Raw genomic sequence first — 12,854 nt, forward strand, 5'->3', positions numbered from 1 at the left:
ACATTCCGAACCCGGAAGCTAAGCCTCACAGCGCCGATGGTACTGCAGGGGGGACCCTGTGGGAGAGTAGGACGCCGCCGAACAATCATTCAGAAGAACCCCTGATCCACTCGGATCAGGGGTTCTTCGCATTTCCGGTGACGTATCGTCAGGGCATGGACGATCAGACAGCGGTCATGACGAACGACGTGCTCCGCCCCGCGCTGCGTGACGGCGCCCTGCGCGTGCTGGCGGAGGCCCAGGCGGTGGACGGCCGGGCCGCCGTGTCCGAGCAGGGCCGGCTCCGGCTGCGTTCCGCGCAGACGCCGCGGCCGGGCGTCGTCCACCTGGTCGAGACCGATGCCGCTGTGGATTCCGGTGCCGGGTCCGACTCCGAAGCAGGCTCCGGATCCGAAGTCGAGTCCGCGTCCGGCTCCGCGGTCGTGCTCGGCTACGGCCAGCTGGAGGTTCCGCAGGGCACGACCGCCGGCCCGGCCGGGAACCCCGTCGCCGAGCTGGTCGTCGACCCGGCCGCCCGCGGCCGCGGCCTGGCCCGCCCGCTGGTGGACGCCGTCCTGGAGGAGGCCCACCGGGCGGGGCACGACGCGGTGGACTTCTGGGTGCACGGGGGGCACCCGGCGGCCCGCCACCTGGCCGGTGCGTACGGGGCCGAGCTGGTCCGTGAACTGCGGCAGATGCGCCGCACCGGTCGGCAGACCGAGGAGGTGGCCGTCCCCGAAGGCGTCGAACTCCGCACCTTCCGTCCGGGGGAGGACGACGCGGAGTGGCTGCGGCTGAACGCCCTGGCCTTCGCGCACCACCCCGAGCAGGGCGCGTGGACCGGGCAGGACCTGGCCGAGCGGATCGCCGAGCCCTGGTTCGACCCGGCGGGCTTCTTCCTCGCCACCCGGGACGGCAAGGTGGTCGGTTTCCACTGGACCAAGGTGCACGGCGCCACCGCGACGGAGCCGGAGCTCGGTGAGGTGTACGTGGTGGGCGTGGACCCGGCGGAGCAGGGCAGTGGCCTCGGCCGCGCGCTGACCGCGGCGGGCCTGCGTCATCTGACCGGCTCCGGTCCGGGCGAGCGTGGACTGGAAACCGTTCTTCTCTACGTCGATGCCGACAATCCGGCCGCCGTTCGGGTATATGAACGACTGGGATTCACCATTCACGAGGTGGACCTCATGTACCGAGCCGGGTACCAGGAGAAGCGGTCGGCCTGACCGTCTCCCCCCGCCACGGTCCGGCCGTCCGAGGAGGGCGGCGGAGTCGGCCCGGAGCGGCCGGGGGCGGGAGCCGGCGCGGTCGTGGGTGAGCGTCCGGGCGGCGCGGGCCCTTGCCCCGACCGACTCAGCTTTCCTCCTGGCCATGCGGTGTTTACCGTGGATTCAATTGCTGCCGCGAAGATCACAGGATGAAGTCCGTAGTGTCTCGCTCGTGCAGAGTCGACCGCCATTCGTCGGCCGGTCCTGTACGGACCGCGCCCGGTGGATGGGCGCTGTTCCCGGCATCGGTCCGGGGCGAGGGCGACGGCCCGCAGAGCCATTCGTGTCCGGACGCCGTCCTGCTGCTGGAGGAGCTGGAGCCCATGAGCATCCCCCGCCCCGTCTCTGCCGCGCTGTCGCCGACGGCCCGGATGTCCAGTGCGCTGGGTATCCCGCCGGAGCTGCCGGCCGCGGACGAGCAGGAGCACGAAGCGTTGCCGCAGGGGCGCTTCCTGGACCGCGAACGCAGCTGGCTGGCGTTCAACGAGCGCGTCCTGGAGCTGGCCGAGGACCCGGGGATCCCCCTGCTGGAGCGGGCCAAGTTCCTGGCGATCTTCGCCAGCAATCTGGACGAGTTCTTCATGGTCCGGGTGGCCGGCCTCAAGCGCCGGATCGCCACCGGTGTCGCGCAGCGCAGTGCGTCCGGTCTCCAGCCGCGCGAGGTGCTGGACCTGATCTGGACCAGGTCGCGCGAGCTGATGGCCCGGCACGCCGCGGCCTTCCAGCAGGAGGTGCTGCCGGACCTCGCCACCGAGGGCATCGAGGTGGTCCGCTGGCCGGAGCTGGCCGAGAAGGAGCAGGCCCGGCTGCACACGCTGTTCCGGCAGAAGATCTTCCCCGTGCTGACCCCGCTGGCGGTCGACCCGGCGCACCCCTTCCCGTACATATCGGGACTCTCGCTCAACCTGGCCGTCGTGGTGCGCAACCCGGTCTCCGGGCACAAGCACTTCGCCCGGGTGAAGGTGCCGCAGTCGCTGGCCCGCTTCCTGGAGGCCTCGCCCCAGCGCTACGTCCCGCTGGAGGACGTGATGGGCGCGCACCTGGAGGAGCTGTTCCCGGGGATGGAGGTGCTGGCCCACCACGCCTTCCGCGTCACCCGCAACGAGGACCTGGAGGTGGAGGAGGACGACACCGAGAACATCCTCAAGGCCCTGGAGAAGGAGCTGATGCGGCGGCGCTTCGGCCCGCCGGTCCGGCTGGAGGTCGAGGAGTCGATCGACCCCTACATCCTGGACCTGCTGGTGCGGGAGCTGAACATCACCGAGGCGGAGGTCTTCCCGCTGCCCGGGCCGCTGGACCTGACCGGGCTGTTCGGGATCGCCGAGCTGGACCGCCCGGAGCTGAAGTACCCGAAGTTCGTGGCGGGCACCGCCCGCGGGCTGACCGACGTCGAGTCGGCCTCCCAGCCGGACATCTTCGCCGCGATGCGCGAGCGCGACGTGCTGCTGCACCACCCGTACGACAGCTTCTCCACCTCGGTGCAGGCCTTCCTGGAGCAGGCCGCCGCCGACCCGGACGTGCTGGCGATCAAGCAGACGCTGTACCGGACCTCGGGCGACTCGCCGATCGTGGACGCCCTGATCGACGCGGCCGAGTCCGGCAAGCAGGTGCTGGTCCTGGTCGAGATCAAAGCGCGCTTCGACGAGCAGGCCAACATCAAGTGGGCCCGCAAGCTGGAGGAGGCCGGCTGTCACGTGGTCTACGGCCTGGTCGGGCTGAAGACGCACTGCAAGCTGTCGCTGGTGGTCCGCCAGGAGGGCGACACGCTGCGGCGCTACTCGCACGTGGGCACCGGCAACTACCACCCGAAGACGGCCCGGCTGTACGAGGACCTCGGCCTGCTCACCTCCGACCCGCAGGTCGGGGCGGACCTCTCGGACCTCTTCAACCGGCTCTCCGGCTACTCGCGCCGCGAGTCCTACCGCCGCCTGCTGACCGCGCCGCGCGGCCTGCGGGACGGGCTGGTCTCGCGGATCCACAACGAGATCGCCCACCACCGGGCGGGCCGGCCGGCGTACGTGAAGCTCAAGGTCAACTCGATCGTCGACGAGGCCTTGATCGACGCGCTCTACCGGGCCTCGCAGGCCGGGGTGCCGGTGGACGTCTGGGTGCGCGGGATCTGCGCGATCCGCCCGGGCGTGCCGGGGCTGAGCGAGAACATCCGGGTCCGCAGCGTCCTGGGCCGCTTCCTGGAGCACTCCCGGATCTTCGTGTTCGGCAACAACGGCGACCCGGAGGTCTGGATCGGCAGCGCCGACATGATGCACCGCAACCTGGACCGCCGGATCGAGGCGCTGCTGCGGATCACCGATCCGGCGCACCGCGCCGAGCTGTCCGGGCTGATCGACCTCGGGGTGTCGGACGAGACCGAGTCCTGGCACCTGGGCCCGGACGGCGCCTGGACCCGCCACTCCCAGGACGCCGAGAGCCGGCAGCTCAGGCACGTCCAGGACCTCCTGATCGACTCGCGCCAGCGCCGTCGGGCCGCCACCTCGCGCTGACGCGTCCACTGATGCGAAGCCCCCGGAGCGGACGGCCCTCGACACTCACGAGGGCCGTCGTTCCGGCGGTCGGCCACCAGCCCCGGGGAACGGCCCCGGGGGAACGGGGATCTACCACGCCATGACCGATGCGCCGATGACGGCCCAGGCGGCCTCCACCGCGACCGCCGGGGACATCCTTTCCCACCACCTCACCGCCCAGGCCGGCGCCTTCCTGCGCGCCCTGCCGCTGGCGGTGGGCGAGGTCGGCGCCAGACCCGGGGCGGCCTCGGTCGTCCCGTCGGCGGGTACCGCGGACCTGCTGCGGGCCGTGCGGCGGGTCGGCGGGCTGCTGCACACCTTCGGCTCGCTCTTCGAGCAGACGTGGGCACAGGAGTCGCGCACCGAGCTGCGCTGGCTGCTCAACCTGCTGGCACTGGAGCCCGGGTACGTCCGGCGTTCGGCCCGGCTGCTGGGCGCGCTGGACTCGCTGAGCGGCAGCGACCCGGAGGGGACGGGCATGCTGGCCGGCCACGCGGGCGCCCCCAAGGCGCGGGCGCTGCTCGACCGGCAGCTCACCCTGGCCAGGACCAGGGCGCACTCCACGGTGCTCCAGGAGCTCCGCTCGGCCCGGCTGCACGCGCTGGCGGACCGGATGACGCTGCTGGTCGGCGAGGCGCCGCTGCTGGAGCCGGCGGGCGGCCGGGCCCCGACGGTGCTGCTGCCGCAGGCGGCCGCCGCGTTCGCCGTGCTGTCCGCGACCGCCCAGCAGCTGCCGCTGCACCGGGCCGCGACGCCGTACGGCGGGAACGGACTGCGGCGGCTGGGCGCGGTGCCGGCGGCCCGGGGCACGGTCGACGCGGACACGGCGCTGGCGGCCGACGACGCCCCGTGGGCCCGGCTGCGGATCCTGGTGAAGCGCGGCCGGTACGCCCTGGAGGTGTGCGGCCGCCCGTCCTCCGAGCTGGACGAGCTGGACGCGGTGCTGGCGCGGCAGCAGGAGGCCGCCGACGCCGCGGTCACCGCGGCCACGGCGGCGCGCACCCCGCGGATCACCCCCGCGACCGCGTACGTGCTGGGCGTGGTGCACGCCGACCAGCGGCTGGAGGTGGAGTCGGCGCGGTACGCCTTCGGCCGCCGGTGGTCCGACCTGCAGCCGGGCCCGGACGGCTGGCCGGAGTTCCCGGTCGAGGCCCGGGGGCACTCCGTCGCGCCGAGGACGGTCTGAGGTGGGCGGGCGCACGGGAACGGGGCGGGCGACGGGGAGCACGGCCGCGGCGGGCCGCGGCCCGGTGGTCCTGGCGGCCGGTGCGGTGCTGTGGCTGCCGGGGCGGCCGAAGAAGAGCGGGCGGCTCGGGCGGCCGCGGATCGCCGTGATCCACCGGCCCAAGTACGACGACTGGAGCCTGCCGAAGGGGAAGCTCGACCCCGGCGAGGGCATGGCCGACGCGGCGCTGCGCGAGGTGTGGGAGGAGACCGGCTTCCGCTGTCTGCTCGGCCCGGAGCTGCCGGCCCAGCACTACCAGGTGCAGGGCCGTCCGAAGGAGGTGCGGTACTGGGCGGCGGTGCCGTCCAACGGCGCCTTCCGGCCCAACCGCGAGGTGGACCGGATGGAGTGGCTGCCGGCCGGGAAGGCCCGTGCCCGGCTCACCTACGACCACGACCGGTTGCTGATCGATGCGCTGCTGGTGATCCTGGGGGCGAAGCCGGTGCGGACGGCCGGCCCGAAGCCCGTGGAGGAACAGTGGAAGTGATCTCCCCGCGCCCTTGCCGTGACGCAACCGTTACTACCTGACGTAGTTTCCTGCCATCCTTTCGAGGTTCACTCTCCGTTCATTTGCGACCGGCTGTCGTGTCACTTCTCCGGCCTAACTTCGGGACCACCGGAGGGCCGAACGGGCCCCGGACCACAGCAGGACCCACGCTCCGCCGTACTCGTACGGTCCGCGCGTCGGGCGATGCCACAGAAAGGGACACCCAGTGAAGCTCCAGCGGAACGGCCGCTCCAAGGCCCTCGCGATCGGTGCCATGGCGCTCGTCAGCTCGCTGTCGCTCGCCGCGTGCGGCTCGGACAACAACAGCACGACCGGGGCCGGCGGCTCCAGCGGCTCCGCCGCGGCCGGTGCCGCGATCAACTGCGGCAAGCCCGGTTCGCTGATCGCCGCCGGTTCGACCGCCCAGGGCACGGCGGTCGACGTCTGGAAGACCAACTTCAGCGGCGCCTGCTCCGGCACCACCATCAACTACCAGGGCGTCGGCTCGGGTGCGGGCATCCAGCAGTTCACCCAGGGCAAGGTCCAGTTCGCCGGTTCCGACTCGGCCCTGAAGCCGGCCGAGGTCGACGCCACCAAGGCGGTCTGCACCGGTGGCCAGGGCATCGACCTGCCGATGGCCGGCGGCCTGATCTCGCTGGTCTTCAACGTCGACGGCGTCGACAACCTGGTCCTGGACGGCCCGACCGCCGCCAAGATCTTCGACTCGCAGATCACCAAGTGGAACGACCCGGCCATCGCCGCCCTGAACCCGGGCGCCAAGCTGCCGGACGCGGAGATCCAGTCCTTCCACCGCTCGGACGACTCCGGCACCACCGACAACCTGACCAAGTACTTCGCCGCCGCCGGCAACGGCGCCTGGACCTACCCGTCCAGCAAGACCTGGGCGGCCAAGGGCGGCCAGTCGGCCAACGGCAGCGCCGGTGTCGCGGCCCAGGTGAAGCAGGTCAAGAACTCGATCAGCTACGTCGAGCTGGCCTACGCCCAGACCAACAGCCTGAAGAGCGCCGCCATCAACACCGGCGCCTCCAAGCCGGTCGAGGCCACCGCCGCCAACGCCGCCAACACCTTCGCCAAGGCCCAGATCGCCGGCACCGGCAGCGACCTGGCGCTGAAGCTCGACTACGCGACCAAGGACGAGGGTTCCTACCCGCTGGTCCTGGTCACCTACGAGATCGTCTGCGACAAGGGCAACAAGGCCGACACCCTCGACACCCTGAAGTCCTTCCTGACCTACACCATCAGTGACGCGGGTCAGAAGGCGGCCGGTGAGAAGGGCTACGTCCCGCTGCCGAAGGAGCTGACCGACAAGGTCAACGCCGTCGTCCCGACCCTCGCCTGACCCGACAGGACCACCGGTGGGGCGGCCCCGTGAGCGAGGGGGGCCGGGGCCGCCCCACCGGAACGCACCAAACCCAGCACCACGTCCGGGGCACCGCCGCCATGGTGCCGTCCCCCTTCCGGGGCGGCGCCACCAGACCGGAGTAGACCAATGACTTCATCCCCCCCTGCCGCCCCGCGAGGCAGGGAACGCCGACCGCGTGACAGCCGCGTCGGCGACAAGATCTTCATGAACCTCGCCCGGGGCTCGGGCATCCTGCTGCTGGTCATCATGGCCGCGATCGCCGGCTTCCTGGCCTGGCGCTCGGGCCTGGCCCTCAGCAAGAACGAGGGCAACTTCCTGACCTCCTTCGAGTGGGCGCCGGACGCCCCGAAGCCGGTCTTCGGCATCGCGGTGCTGGTCGTCGGCACCATCGTCAGCGCCGTCATCGCGATGGCGATCGCCGTCCCGGTGGCCATCGGGATCGCGCTGTTCATCTCGCACTACGCGCCGCGCCGGATCGCCCAGCCGTTCGCCTACCTGGTCGACCTGCTCGCCGCCGTCCCCAGCATCGTCTACGGCCTGTGGGGCGCGCTCTTCCTGGTCCCGCACATGGACGGCCTGACCAGCTGGCTCAACGAGTACCTGGGCTGGACGTACATCTTCGACCAGACCAAGTCCGGCACCCCGCGCAACCTCTTCACCGTCGGCATCCTGCTGGCGATCATGGTCCTGCCGATCATCACCGCGGTCTCCCGCGAGGTGTTCCGCCAGGTGCCGCGGATGCACGAGGAGGCGGCGCTCGCGCTCGGCGCGACCCGCTGGGAGATGATCCGCACCGCGGTGCTGCCGTTCGGCCGCCCCGGCATCATCTCGGCCTCGATGCTCGGCCTCGGCCGCGCGCTCGGCGAGACAATCGCGGTCGCGGTGGTGCTCTCCTCCAGCAACGTCCTGTCGCTGCACATCCTCGACGCGGGCGGCGGCACCTTCGCGCAGAACATCGCGCTGAAGTTCGCCGAGGCCGGCGACAACGGGCGCAACGCGCTGATGGCCTCCGGCCTCGTCCTGTTCGTCATCACCCTGCTGGTGAACGGTGCCGCGCGACTGATCATCGCCCGCCGCAAGGAGTACTCGGGGGCCAACGCATGACCGTCACCGCCATCGTCGACGACTCCCGGCCGGTCAGCCGTCCGCTGACCGCCAACCGGCTGCCCAAGTGGGCCCCGGCCGCCGTCGCGGTCGGCTCGATCGCCCTCGGCTGCGGGATCGGCGCCGGCGCCGGCCTGGCCAGCCACCTGCAGTGGGGCCTGATCTCGGGGCTGCTGTTCCTCCTGATCAGCTACGGCCTCGCGGCCCGGGTCGAGGGCCGCCGACAGGCCAAGGACCGGTTCGCCACCTCGGTGGTCTGGGTCGCCTTCATCATGGCCGTCGTGCCGCTGGTCGCCCTGACCGTCTACACGGTCCAGCAGGGCCTCGAAGTGGTCAACGGGAACTTCCTGAGCCACTCGATGAAGGGCGTGCTCCAGTCCGGCCCCGGCGGTGGCATCTACCACGCGCTGATCGGCACCCTGCAGCAGGTCGCCCTGGCCACCGCGATCGCCGCCCCGATCGGGCTGCTGACCGCCGTCTACCTGGTCGAGTACGGCCGCGGCAAGCTCGCCAAGGCCGTCACCTTCTTCGTCGACGTCATGACGGGCATCCCGTCGATCGTCGCCGGTCTGTTCATCCTCTCGCTCTGGAACCTCGCCCTGGGCTTCGGCTACTCCGGCTTCTCGGGCAGCCTCGCGCTGGCGATCCTGATGATGCCGGTCGTGGTCCGGTCCACCGAGGAGATGCTGAAGCTGGTCCCGAACGAGCTGCGCGAGGCCTCGTACGCGCTGGGCGTGCCGAAGTGGAAGACCATCCTGCGGATCGTCCTCCCCACCGCGATCGGTGGCATCACCACCGGCGTGATGCTCGCGGTCGCCCGCATCACGGGCGAGACCGCCCCGGTGATGATGCTGGTGTTCGGCGCCGACTACATCAACAACAACCCGTTCGACGGGCCGCAGCAGTCCCTGCCGATGTACATCTGGACGCAGTACTCGCAGGTCAACAACCAGTACGGCTACGCCCGTGCCTGGGGTGCGGCACTGGTGCTGATCGCCTTCGTGATGGCGCTCAACCTGATCGCCCGCGGCATCGCCCGCTGGCGCTCGCCCAAGACCGGCCACTGACCGACTGACGTACGAGACAGACGAGAGAAGCAACGATCATGGCCAAGCGCATCGACGTCAGCGGACTGTCGGCCTACTACGGCACCACCAAGGCCATCGAGGACATCTCGATGAGCATCGAACCCCGCTCGGTGACCGCCTTCATCGGCCCCTCCGGCTGCGGCAAGTCCACCTTCCTGCGCACCCTGAACCGGATGCACGAGGTGATCCCCGGCGCCCGGGTCGAGGGCAAGGTCCTCCTGGACGACGAGAACCTGTACGCCTCCAACGTCGACCCGGTCGCCGTGCGGCGTTCGATCGGCATGGTCTTCCAGCGCCCGAACCCGTTCCCGACCATGTCGATCTACGACAACGTGATCGCCGGCCTCCGGCTCGCGGGCGTGAAGAAGAAGGCGGTCCTCGACGAGGTGGTGGAGCGCTCGCTGAAGGGCGCCAACCTCTGGAACGAGGTCCACACCCGGCTGAACAAGCCGGGGGCCGGCCTCTCCGGCGGCCAGCAGCAGCGCCTGTGCATCGCCCGCGCCATCGCGGTCGAGCCCCAGGTCCTGCTGATGGACGAGCCCTGCTCCGCGCTCGACCCGATCTCCACCCTCGCCATCGAGGACCTGATCGGCGAGCTGAAGTCGCAGTTCACCATCGTCATCGTGACCCACAACATGCAGCAGGCGGCCCGCGTCAGCGACCGCACCGCGTTCTTCAACCTGGCCGGCGTCGGCCAGCCGGGCAAGCTGATCGAGCTGGACGACACCCAGCGGATCTTCTCCAACCCGTCGGTCCAGGCGACCGAGGACTACATCTCCGGTCGCTTCGGCTAGACCGGACCCCGTCACGAGCGGCGCCGCGCCCGGGTGACGGAACGCGAGCTGTCCCGTGGTGCTGCATGGCGGTGCCGCCGCGGGACATGAAGAAGGGCCCGCCCCCGAGATGTGGGGGCGGGCCCTGTCATGTTCCCGGTGCCGTCCGCGCCGCCGGTGCCGGTGCCGGTGCCGGTGTGGTCCCTGCCGTCCGGCGGTGTCCCCGCGGTGTCCCTGCGGCGTCCCGGTGGGATCCCGCGGGATCAGCCCCAGAACAGGTGGACGAACCAGTACACCAGCGCCGCGACGATGGCCGCCGCCGGCATGGTGATGAACCAGCCGAGCACGATGTTCTTGGCGACGCCCCAGCGGACCGCACGGATCCGCTTGGTGGCTCCCACGCCCATGATCGCCGAGGTGATCACGTGGGTGGTGGAGATCGGCGCCTTGTAGACGAACGAGGTGATGTACATGACGATCGAGGCGGTGGTCTCCGCCGCGAAGCCCTGCGGCGGGTCCAGCTCGATGATCTTGCGGCCGAGCGTCCGCATGATCCGCCAGCCGCCCGCGTAGGTGCCCAGCGAGAGCATCGCGGCGCAGGAGATCTTCACCCAGACCGGGATGTCGTAGGTGGCCTGCTCGCCGGAGATGACCAGCGCCATCACCACGATGCCCATGGTCTTCTGGGCGTCCTGCAGGCCGTGCGCCAGGGCCATCGCGGCAGCCGAGGCGGTCTGGGCGACCCGGAAGCCGCGCTTGGCCCGGTGCGGGTTGGCCCGGCGGAAGATCCACAGGATCGCCAGCATCACCAGGAAGCCGCCGACCAGGCCGACCACCGGCGAGACCACCATCGGGATGATGATCTTGTCGACGACCCCGCTCCAGATCACCTCGGTCCCGCCGGCCAGCGCCGCGCCCACCATGCCGCCGAACAGGGCGTGCGAGGAGGAGGACGGCAGGCCGAAGTACCAGGTGACCAGGTTCCAGGCGATCGCGCCGACCAGGGCGGCGAACAGGATCGCCATCCCCTGGTTGCCGGACGGGGTCTCGATGATCCCCTGGGAGACGGTGTGCGCCACGCCGCTGCCGAGGAAGGCGCCGGCCAGGTTCATCACGGCGGCCATCGCGAGCGCGGCCCTGGGCGTGAGCGCCCGGGTGGAGACCGAGGTGGCGATCGCGTTCGCCGAGTCGTGGAACCCGTTGGTGTAGGTGAAGAAGAAGGCAACGCCGATGACGACGATGAGTGCAGCCGTGTCCACGGGGGTCAGGACTCCTTGACGGCGATGGTCTCCACCGTGTTGGCGACGTGCTCGAACGCGTCCGCCGCCTCCTCAAGGACGTCCACGACCTGCTTGAGCTTGAGCACCTCGATGGCGTCGTACTGACCGGAGAACAGGTGGGCGAGCAGCTTGCGGTGGATCTGGTCGGCCTGGTTCTCCAGCCGGTTGACCTCGATCCAGTACTCGGTCAGGTTCGACATGCTCCGCAGGTTCGGCATCGCCGCCGCGGTGAGCTCGGCGGCCCGAGCCAGCACCTCGATCTGCTGCTCGATCCCCTTCGGCAGGGTCTGGATGTCGTAGAGGACGACCAGGTCGACGGCCTCCTCCATGAAGTCCATGATGTCGTCCAGCGACGAGGCGAGGCTGTAGATGTCCTCGCGGTCGAAGGGCGTGATGAAGGAGGAGTTCAGCTGGTGGAAGACGGCGTGGGTGGTGTCGTCCCCGGCGTGCTCGGCGGCGCGCATGCGCTCGACGATCTCCGCACGGGCCGACACGTCCGATCCCAGCAGCTCCAGCAGGAGCTTCGATCCGACGACGAGGTTCTCCGCCGCGGCGGCGAACATGTCGTAGAAGCTCGTCTCCTTCGGGGTCAGGCTAAAACGCACGGAAATCTCCGATGTGCGGGGTAGGGACTGAACGATGCTAGGTGCAACCAAGCGCAATCACGCAAACGGGGTGCCGGGGAAGGAGCCGGAACCTCCGCTTCCGTTCGGCCGCCGCACCGGCTGCCCGGACCGCACCGCCACGTACCGAGGCCAGCCCCCAGTCTGACGGAACCTCGCCCGGATTGTCCCCGTCGTGCGGACGGAAGAAAGGGGCGCCGCTCAGACAGGTGAAGTCCCGGGCGGCCCGGCCCGGACGCTCCGGCACGTGCCGTCCCGGCCGCCGGAACACCACGGGAGGCCCCGGTGTTGGACACTGGTGGCCGACGCAGCCACCAGGCACTCAGACGAAGGCGGGGCCGATGACCACGACGCAAGCGCGCACCGAGCCGGATCACGCGCAGGGAACCGACCCGCACGCCGGCCACACCGCACCCGCGGCCGCCGCAGGACACCGGGGCGGGCACGGCCCGCACGGCTACAGCGCCCAGAAGGACGCCCACCTCAAGCGGCTGCGCCGGATCGAGGGCCAGATCCGCGGCCTGCAGCGCATGGTCGACGAGGACGTCTACTGCATCGACGTGCTCACCCAGGTCTCGGCGAGCACCAAGGCGCTGCAGTCCTTCGCCCTCTCCCTGTTGGAGGAGCACCTGCGGCACTGCGTCGCCGCGGCCGCCGAGGAGGGCGGTGCGGAGCTGGACGCCAAGGTGGCGGAGGCCACCGCTGCGATCAGCCGGCTGCTGCGCAGCTGAACCCGGCCGACGCCCGCCTCAGCCCGGCCCGACCAAGCCGACCCCGGCTCGGCCCGGCCGGCCCCGGCCCGGCCAGCCCCGGCTCGGCGGGCCCCGGTGCCCGGGCCCGTCGGACGGTCCGGGCCGTCCCGCTAGCCGTCCGCCTCCCGGTCGGCCGGACCCGGATCGGTCCGGTCGAGCAGCACCTCGTCGATCCGTTCGGTCGGCAGCCGGTCGCCGGAGCTGGCCGTCGCGGCGATCATCAGCTCGCCGGCCAGCTCGATCTCGTCGAGGGCCGCGTCGTCGTGGCCACCGCTGCGGCCGCCCGTGGACGACACCACCTGCACCACCCCTTCAGTGCCTCGCCAGCCCGGGCGGCAGCCACCCGGCATCCAGCCTAGGCACTCCGGAGCC

The 12,854-nt window shown here is 71.1% G+C and carries 12 protein-coding genes and 1 rRNA gene; 10 read left to right on the forward strand and 3 right to left on the reverse strand.

Going from position 1 to position 12,854, the window contains the following annotated elements; translation table 11 throughout:
• From rrf to pstB, 9 genes are all read left to right on the forward strand, one after another.
• Window positions 1-83: ribosomal RNA gene (rrf, locus tag ACFV0O_RS38295) — 5S ribosomal RNA — on the forward strand; the annotation flags it as partial.
• Between the two features lie 72 nt (window positions 84-155).
• Window positions 156-1,202 (forward strand): mycothiol synthase, encoded by a 1,047-nt coding sequence (gene mshD, locus ACFV0O_RS38300; RefSeq protein WP_380348952.1) that lies wholly within the window; start codon window positions 156-158, stop codon window positions 1,200-1,202.
• A gap of 365 nt (window positions 1,203-1,567) precedes the next feature.
• Entirely contained in the window at window positions 1,568-3,745 is a 2,178-nt protein-coding gene (locus tag ACFV0O_RS38305; protein ID WP_380348954.1) for an RNA degradosome polyphosphate kinase, read from the forward strand.
• A 121-nt stretch (window positions 3,746-3,866) separates the two neighbouring features.
• Window positions 3,867-4,952, forward strand: coding sequence for a CHAD domain-containing protein (locus ACFV0O_RS38310; protein ID WP_380348956.1), 1,086 nt, complete (start codon window positions 3,867-3,869; stop codon window positions 4,950-4,952).
• 1 nt (window position 4,953) lies between these two features.
• On the forward strand, window positions 4,954-5,478 hold the full coding sequence (locus ACFV0O_RS38315; protein WP_380348958.1) for an NUDIX hydrolase: 525 nt from the start codon (window positions 4,954-4,956) through the stop codon (window positions 5,476-5,478).
• 226 nt (window positions 5,479-5,704) lie between these two features.
• Entirely contained in the window at window positions 5,705-6,838 is a 1,134-nt protein-coding gene (gene pstS / locus ACFV0O_RS38320; protein WP_380348960.1) for a phosphate ABC transporter substrate-binding protein PstS, read from the forward strand.
• Window positions 6,839-6,988: 150 nt separating this feature from the next.
• A complete protein-coding gene (pstC, locus tag ACFV0O_RS38325) occupies window positions 6,989-7,966 on the forward strand; it encodes a phosphate ABC transporter permease subunit PstC (RefSeq protein WP_360263976.1) in 978 nt (325 codons plus the stop codon).
• Entirely contained in the window at window positions 7,963-9,033 is a 1,071-nt protein-coding gene (pstA, locus tag ACFV0O_RS38330; protein WP_380348963.1) for a phosphate ABC transporter permease PstA, read from the forward strand. Before pstC ends, pstA begins: the two co-directional genes overlap by 4 nt.
• 38 nt (window positions 9,034-9,071) lie before the next feature.
• Complete coding sequence (gene pstB / locus ACFV0O_RS38335) at window positions 9,072-9,848, forward strand: phosphate ABC transporter ATP-binding protein PstB (protein WP_360263981.1); 777 nt, start codon at window positions 9,072-9,074, stop codon at window positions 9,846-9,848.
• Between the two features lie 242 nt (window positions 9,849-10,090).
• On the opposite strand, the gene ACFV0O_RS38340 is transcribed toward pstB, so the two are convergent.
• Both ACFV0O_RS38340 and ACFV0O_RS38345 read right to left on the reverse strand, forming a co-directional pair.
• Window positions 10,091-11,086: an inorganic phosphate transporter gene (locus tag ACFV0O_RS38340; protein ID WP_360263983.1), complete on the reverse strand. Its 996-nt coding sequence runs from the start codon at window positions 11,084-11,086 to the stop codon at window positions 10,091-10,093.
• Between the two features lie 5 nt (window positions 11,087-11,091).
• The gene (locus ACFV0O_RS38345; protein ID WP_360263985.1) at window positions 11,092-11,712 is read right to left on the reverse strand and encodes a DUF47 family protein; all 621 of its coding nucleotides are present in this window, start codon (window positions 11,710-11,712) and stop codon (window positions 11,092-11,094) included.
• A 359-nt stretch (window positions 11,713-12,071) separates the two neighbouring features.
• Here ACFV0O_RS38345 and ACFV0O_RS38350 point away from each other — a divergent pair, with 359 nt between their 5' ends.
• Window positions 12,072-12,461 carry a metal-sensitive transcriptional regulator gene (locus ACFV0O_RS38350; protein ID WP_360263988.1) on the forward strand — a complete coding sequence of 130 codons (390 nt, stop codon included), beginning with the start codon at window positions 12,072-12,074 and terminating at the stop codon, window positions 12,459-12,461.
• A 131-nt stretch (window positions 12,462-12,592) separates the two neighbouring features.
• Here the strand turns inward: ACFV0O_RS38350 and ACFV0O_RS38355 are convergent, their stop codons facing one another.
• A complete protein-coding gene (locus ACFV0O_RS38355; protein WP_360263991.1) occupies window positions 12,593-12,781 on the reverse strand; it encodes a hypothetical protein in 189 nt (62 codons plus the stop codon).
• Between the last annotated feature and the right edge of the window lie 73 nt (window positions 12,782-12,854).

It is taken from the genome of Kitasatospora sp. NPDC059577 (assembly GCF_042735475.1).
Lineage (GTDB): Bacteria > Actinomycetota > Actinomycetes > Streptomycetales > Streptomycetaceae > Kitasatospora.

What these genes read in the sequence shown, in the direction of transcription:
- mshD (WP_380348952.1), top strand. Translation starts at nt 156, where the DNA reads ATGGACGATCAGACAGCGGTCATGACGAACGACGTGCTCCGCCCCGCG.
- ACFV0O_RS38305 (WP_380348954.1), top strand. Translation starts at nt 1,568, where the DNA reads ATGAGCATCCCCCGCCCCGTCTCTGCCGCGCTGTCGCCGACGGCCCGG.
- ACFV0O_RS38310 (WP_380348956.1), top strand. Translation starts at nt 3,867, where the DNA reads ATGACCGATGCGCCGATGACGGCCCAGGCGGCCTCCACCGCGACCGCC.
- pstC (WP_360263976.1), top strand. Translation starts at nt 6,989, where the DNA reads ATGACTTCATCCCCCCCTGCCGCCCCGCGAGGCAGGGAACGCCGACCG.
- pstA (WP_380348963.1), top strand. Translation starts at nt 7,963, where the DNA reads ATGACCGTCACCGCCATCGTCGACGACTCCCGGCCGGTCAGCCGTCCG.
- pstB (WP_360263981.1), top strand. Translation starts at nt 9,072, where the DNA reads ATGGCCAAGCGCATCGACGTCAGCGGACTGTCGGCCTACTACGGCACC.
- ACFV0O_RS38350 (WP_360263988.1), top strand. Translation starts at nt 12,072, where the DNA reads ATGACCACGACGCAAGCGCGCACCGAGCCGGATCACGCGCAGGGAACC.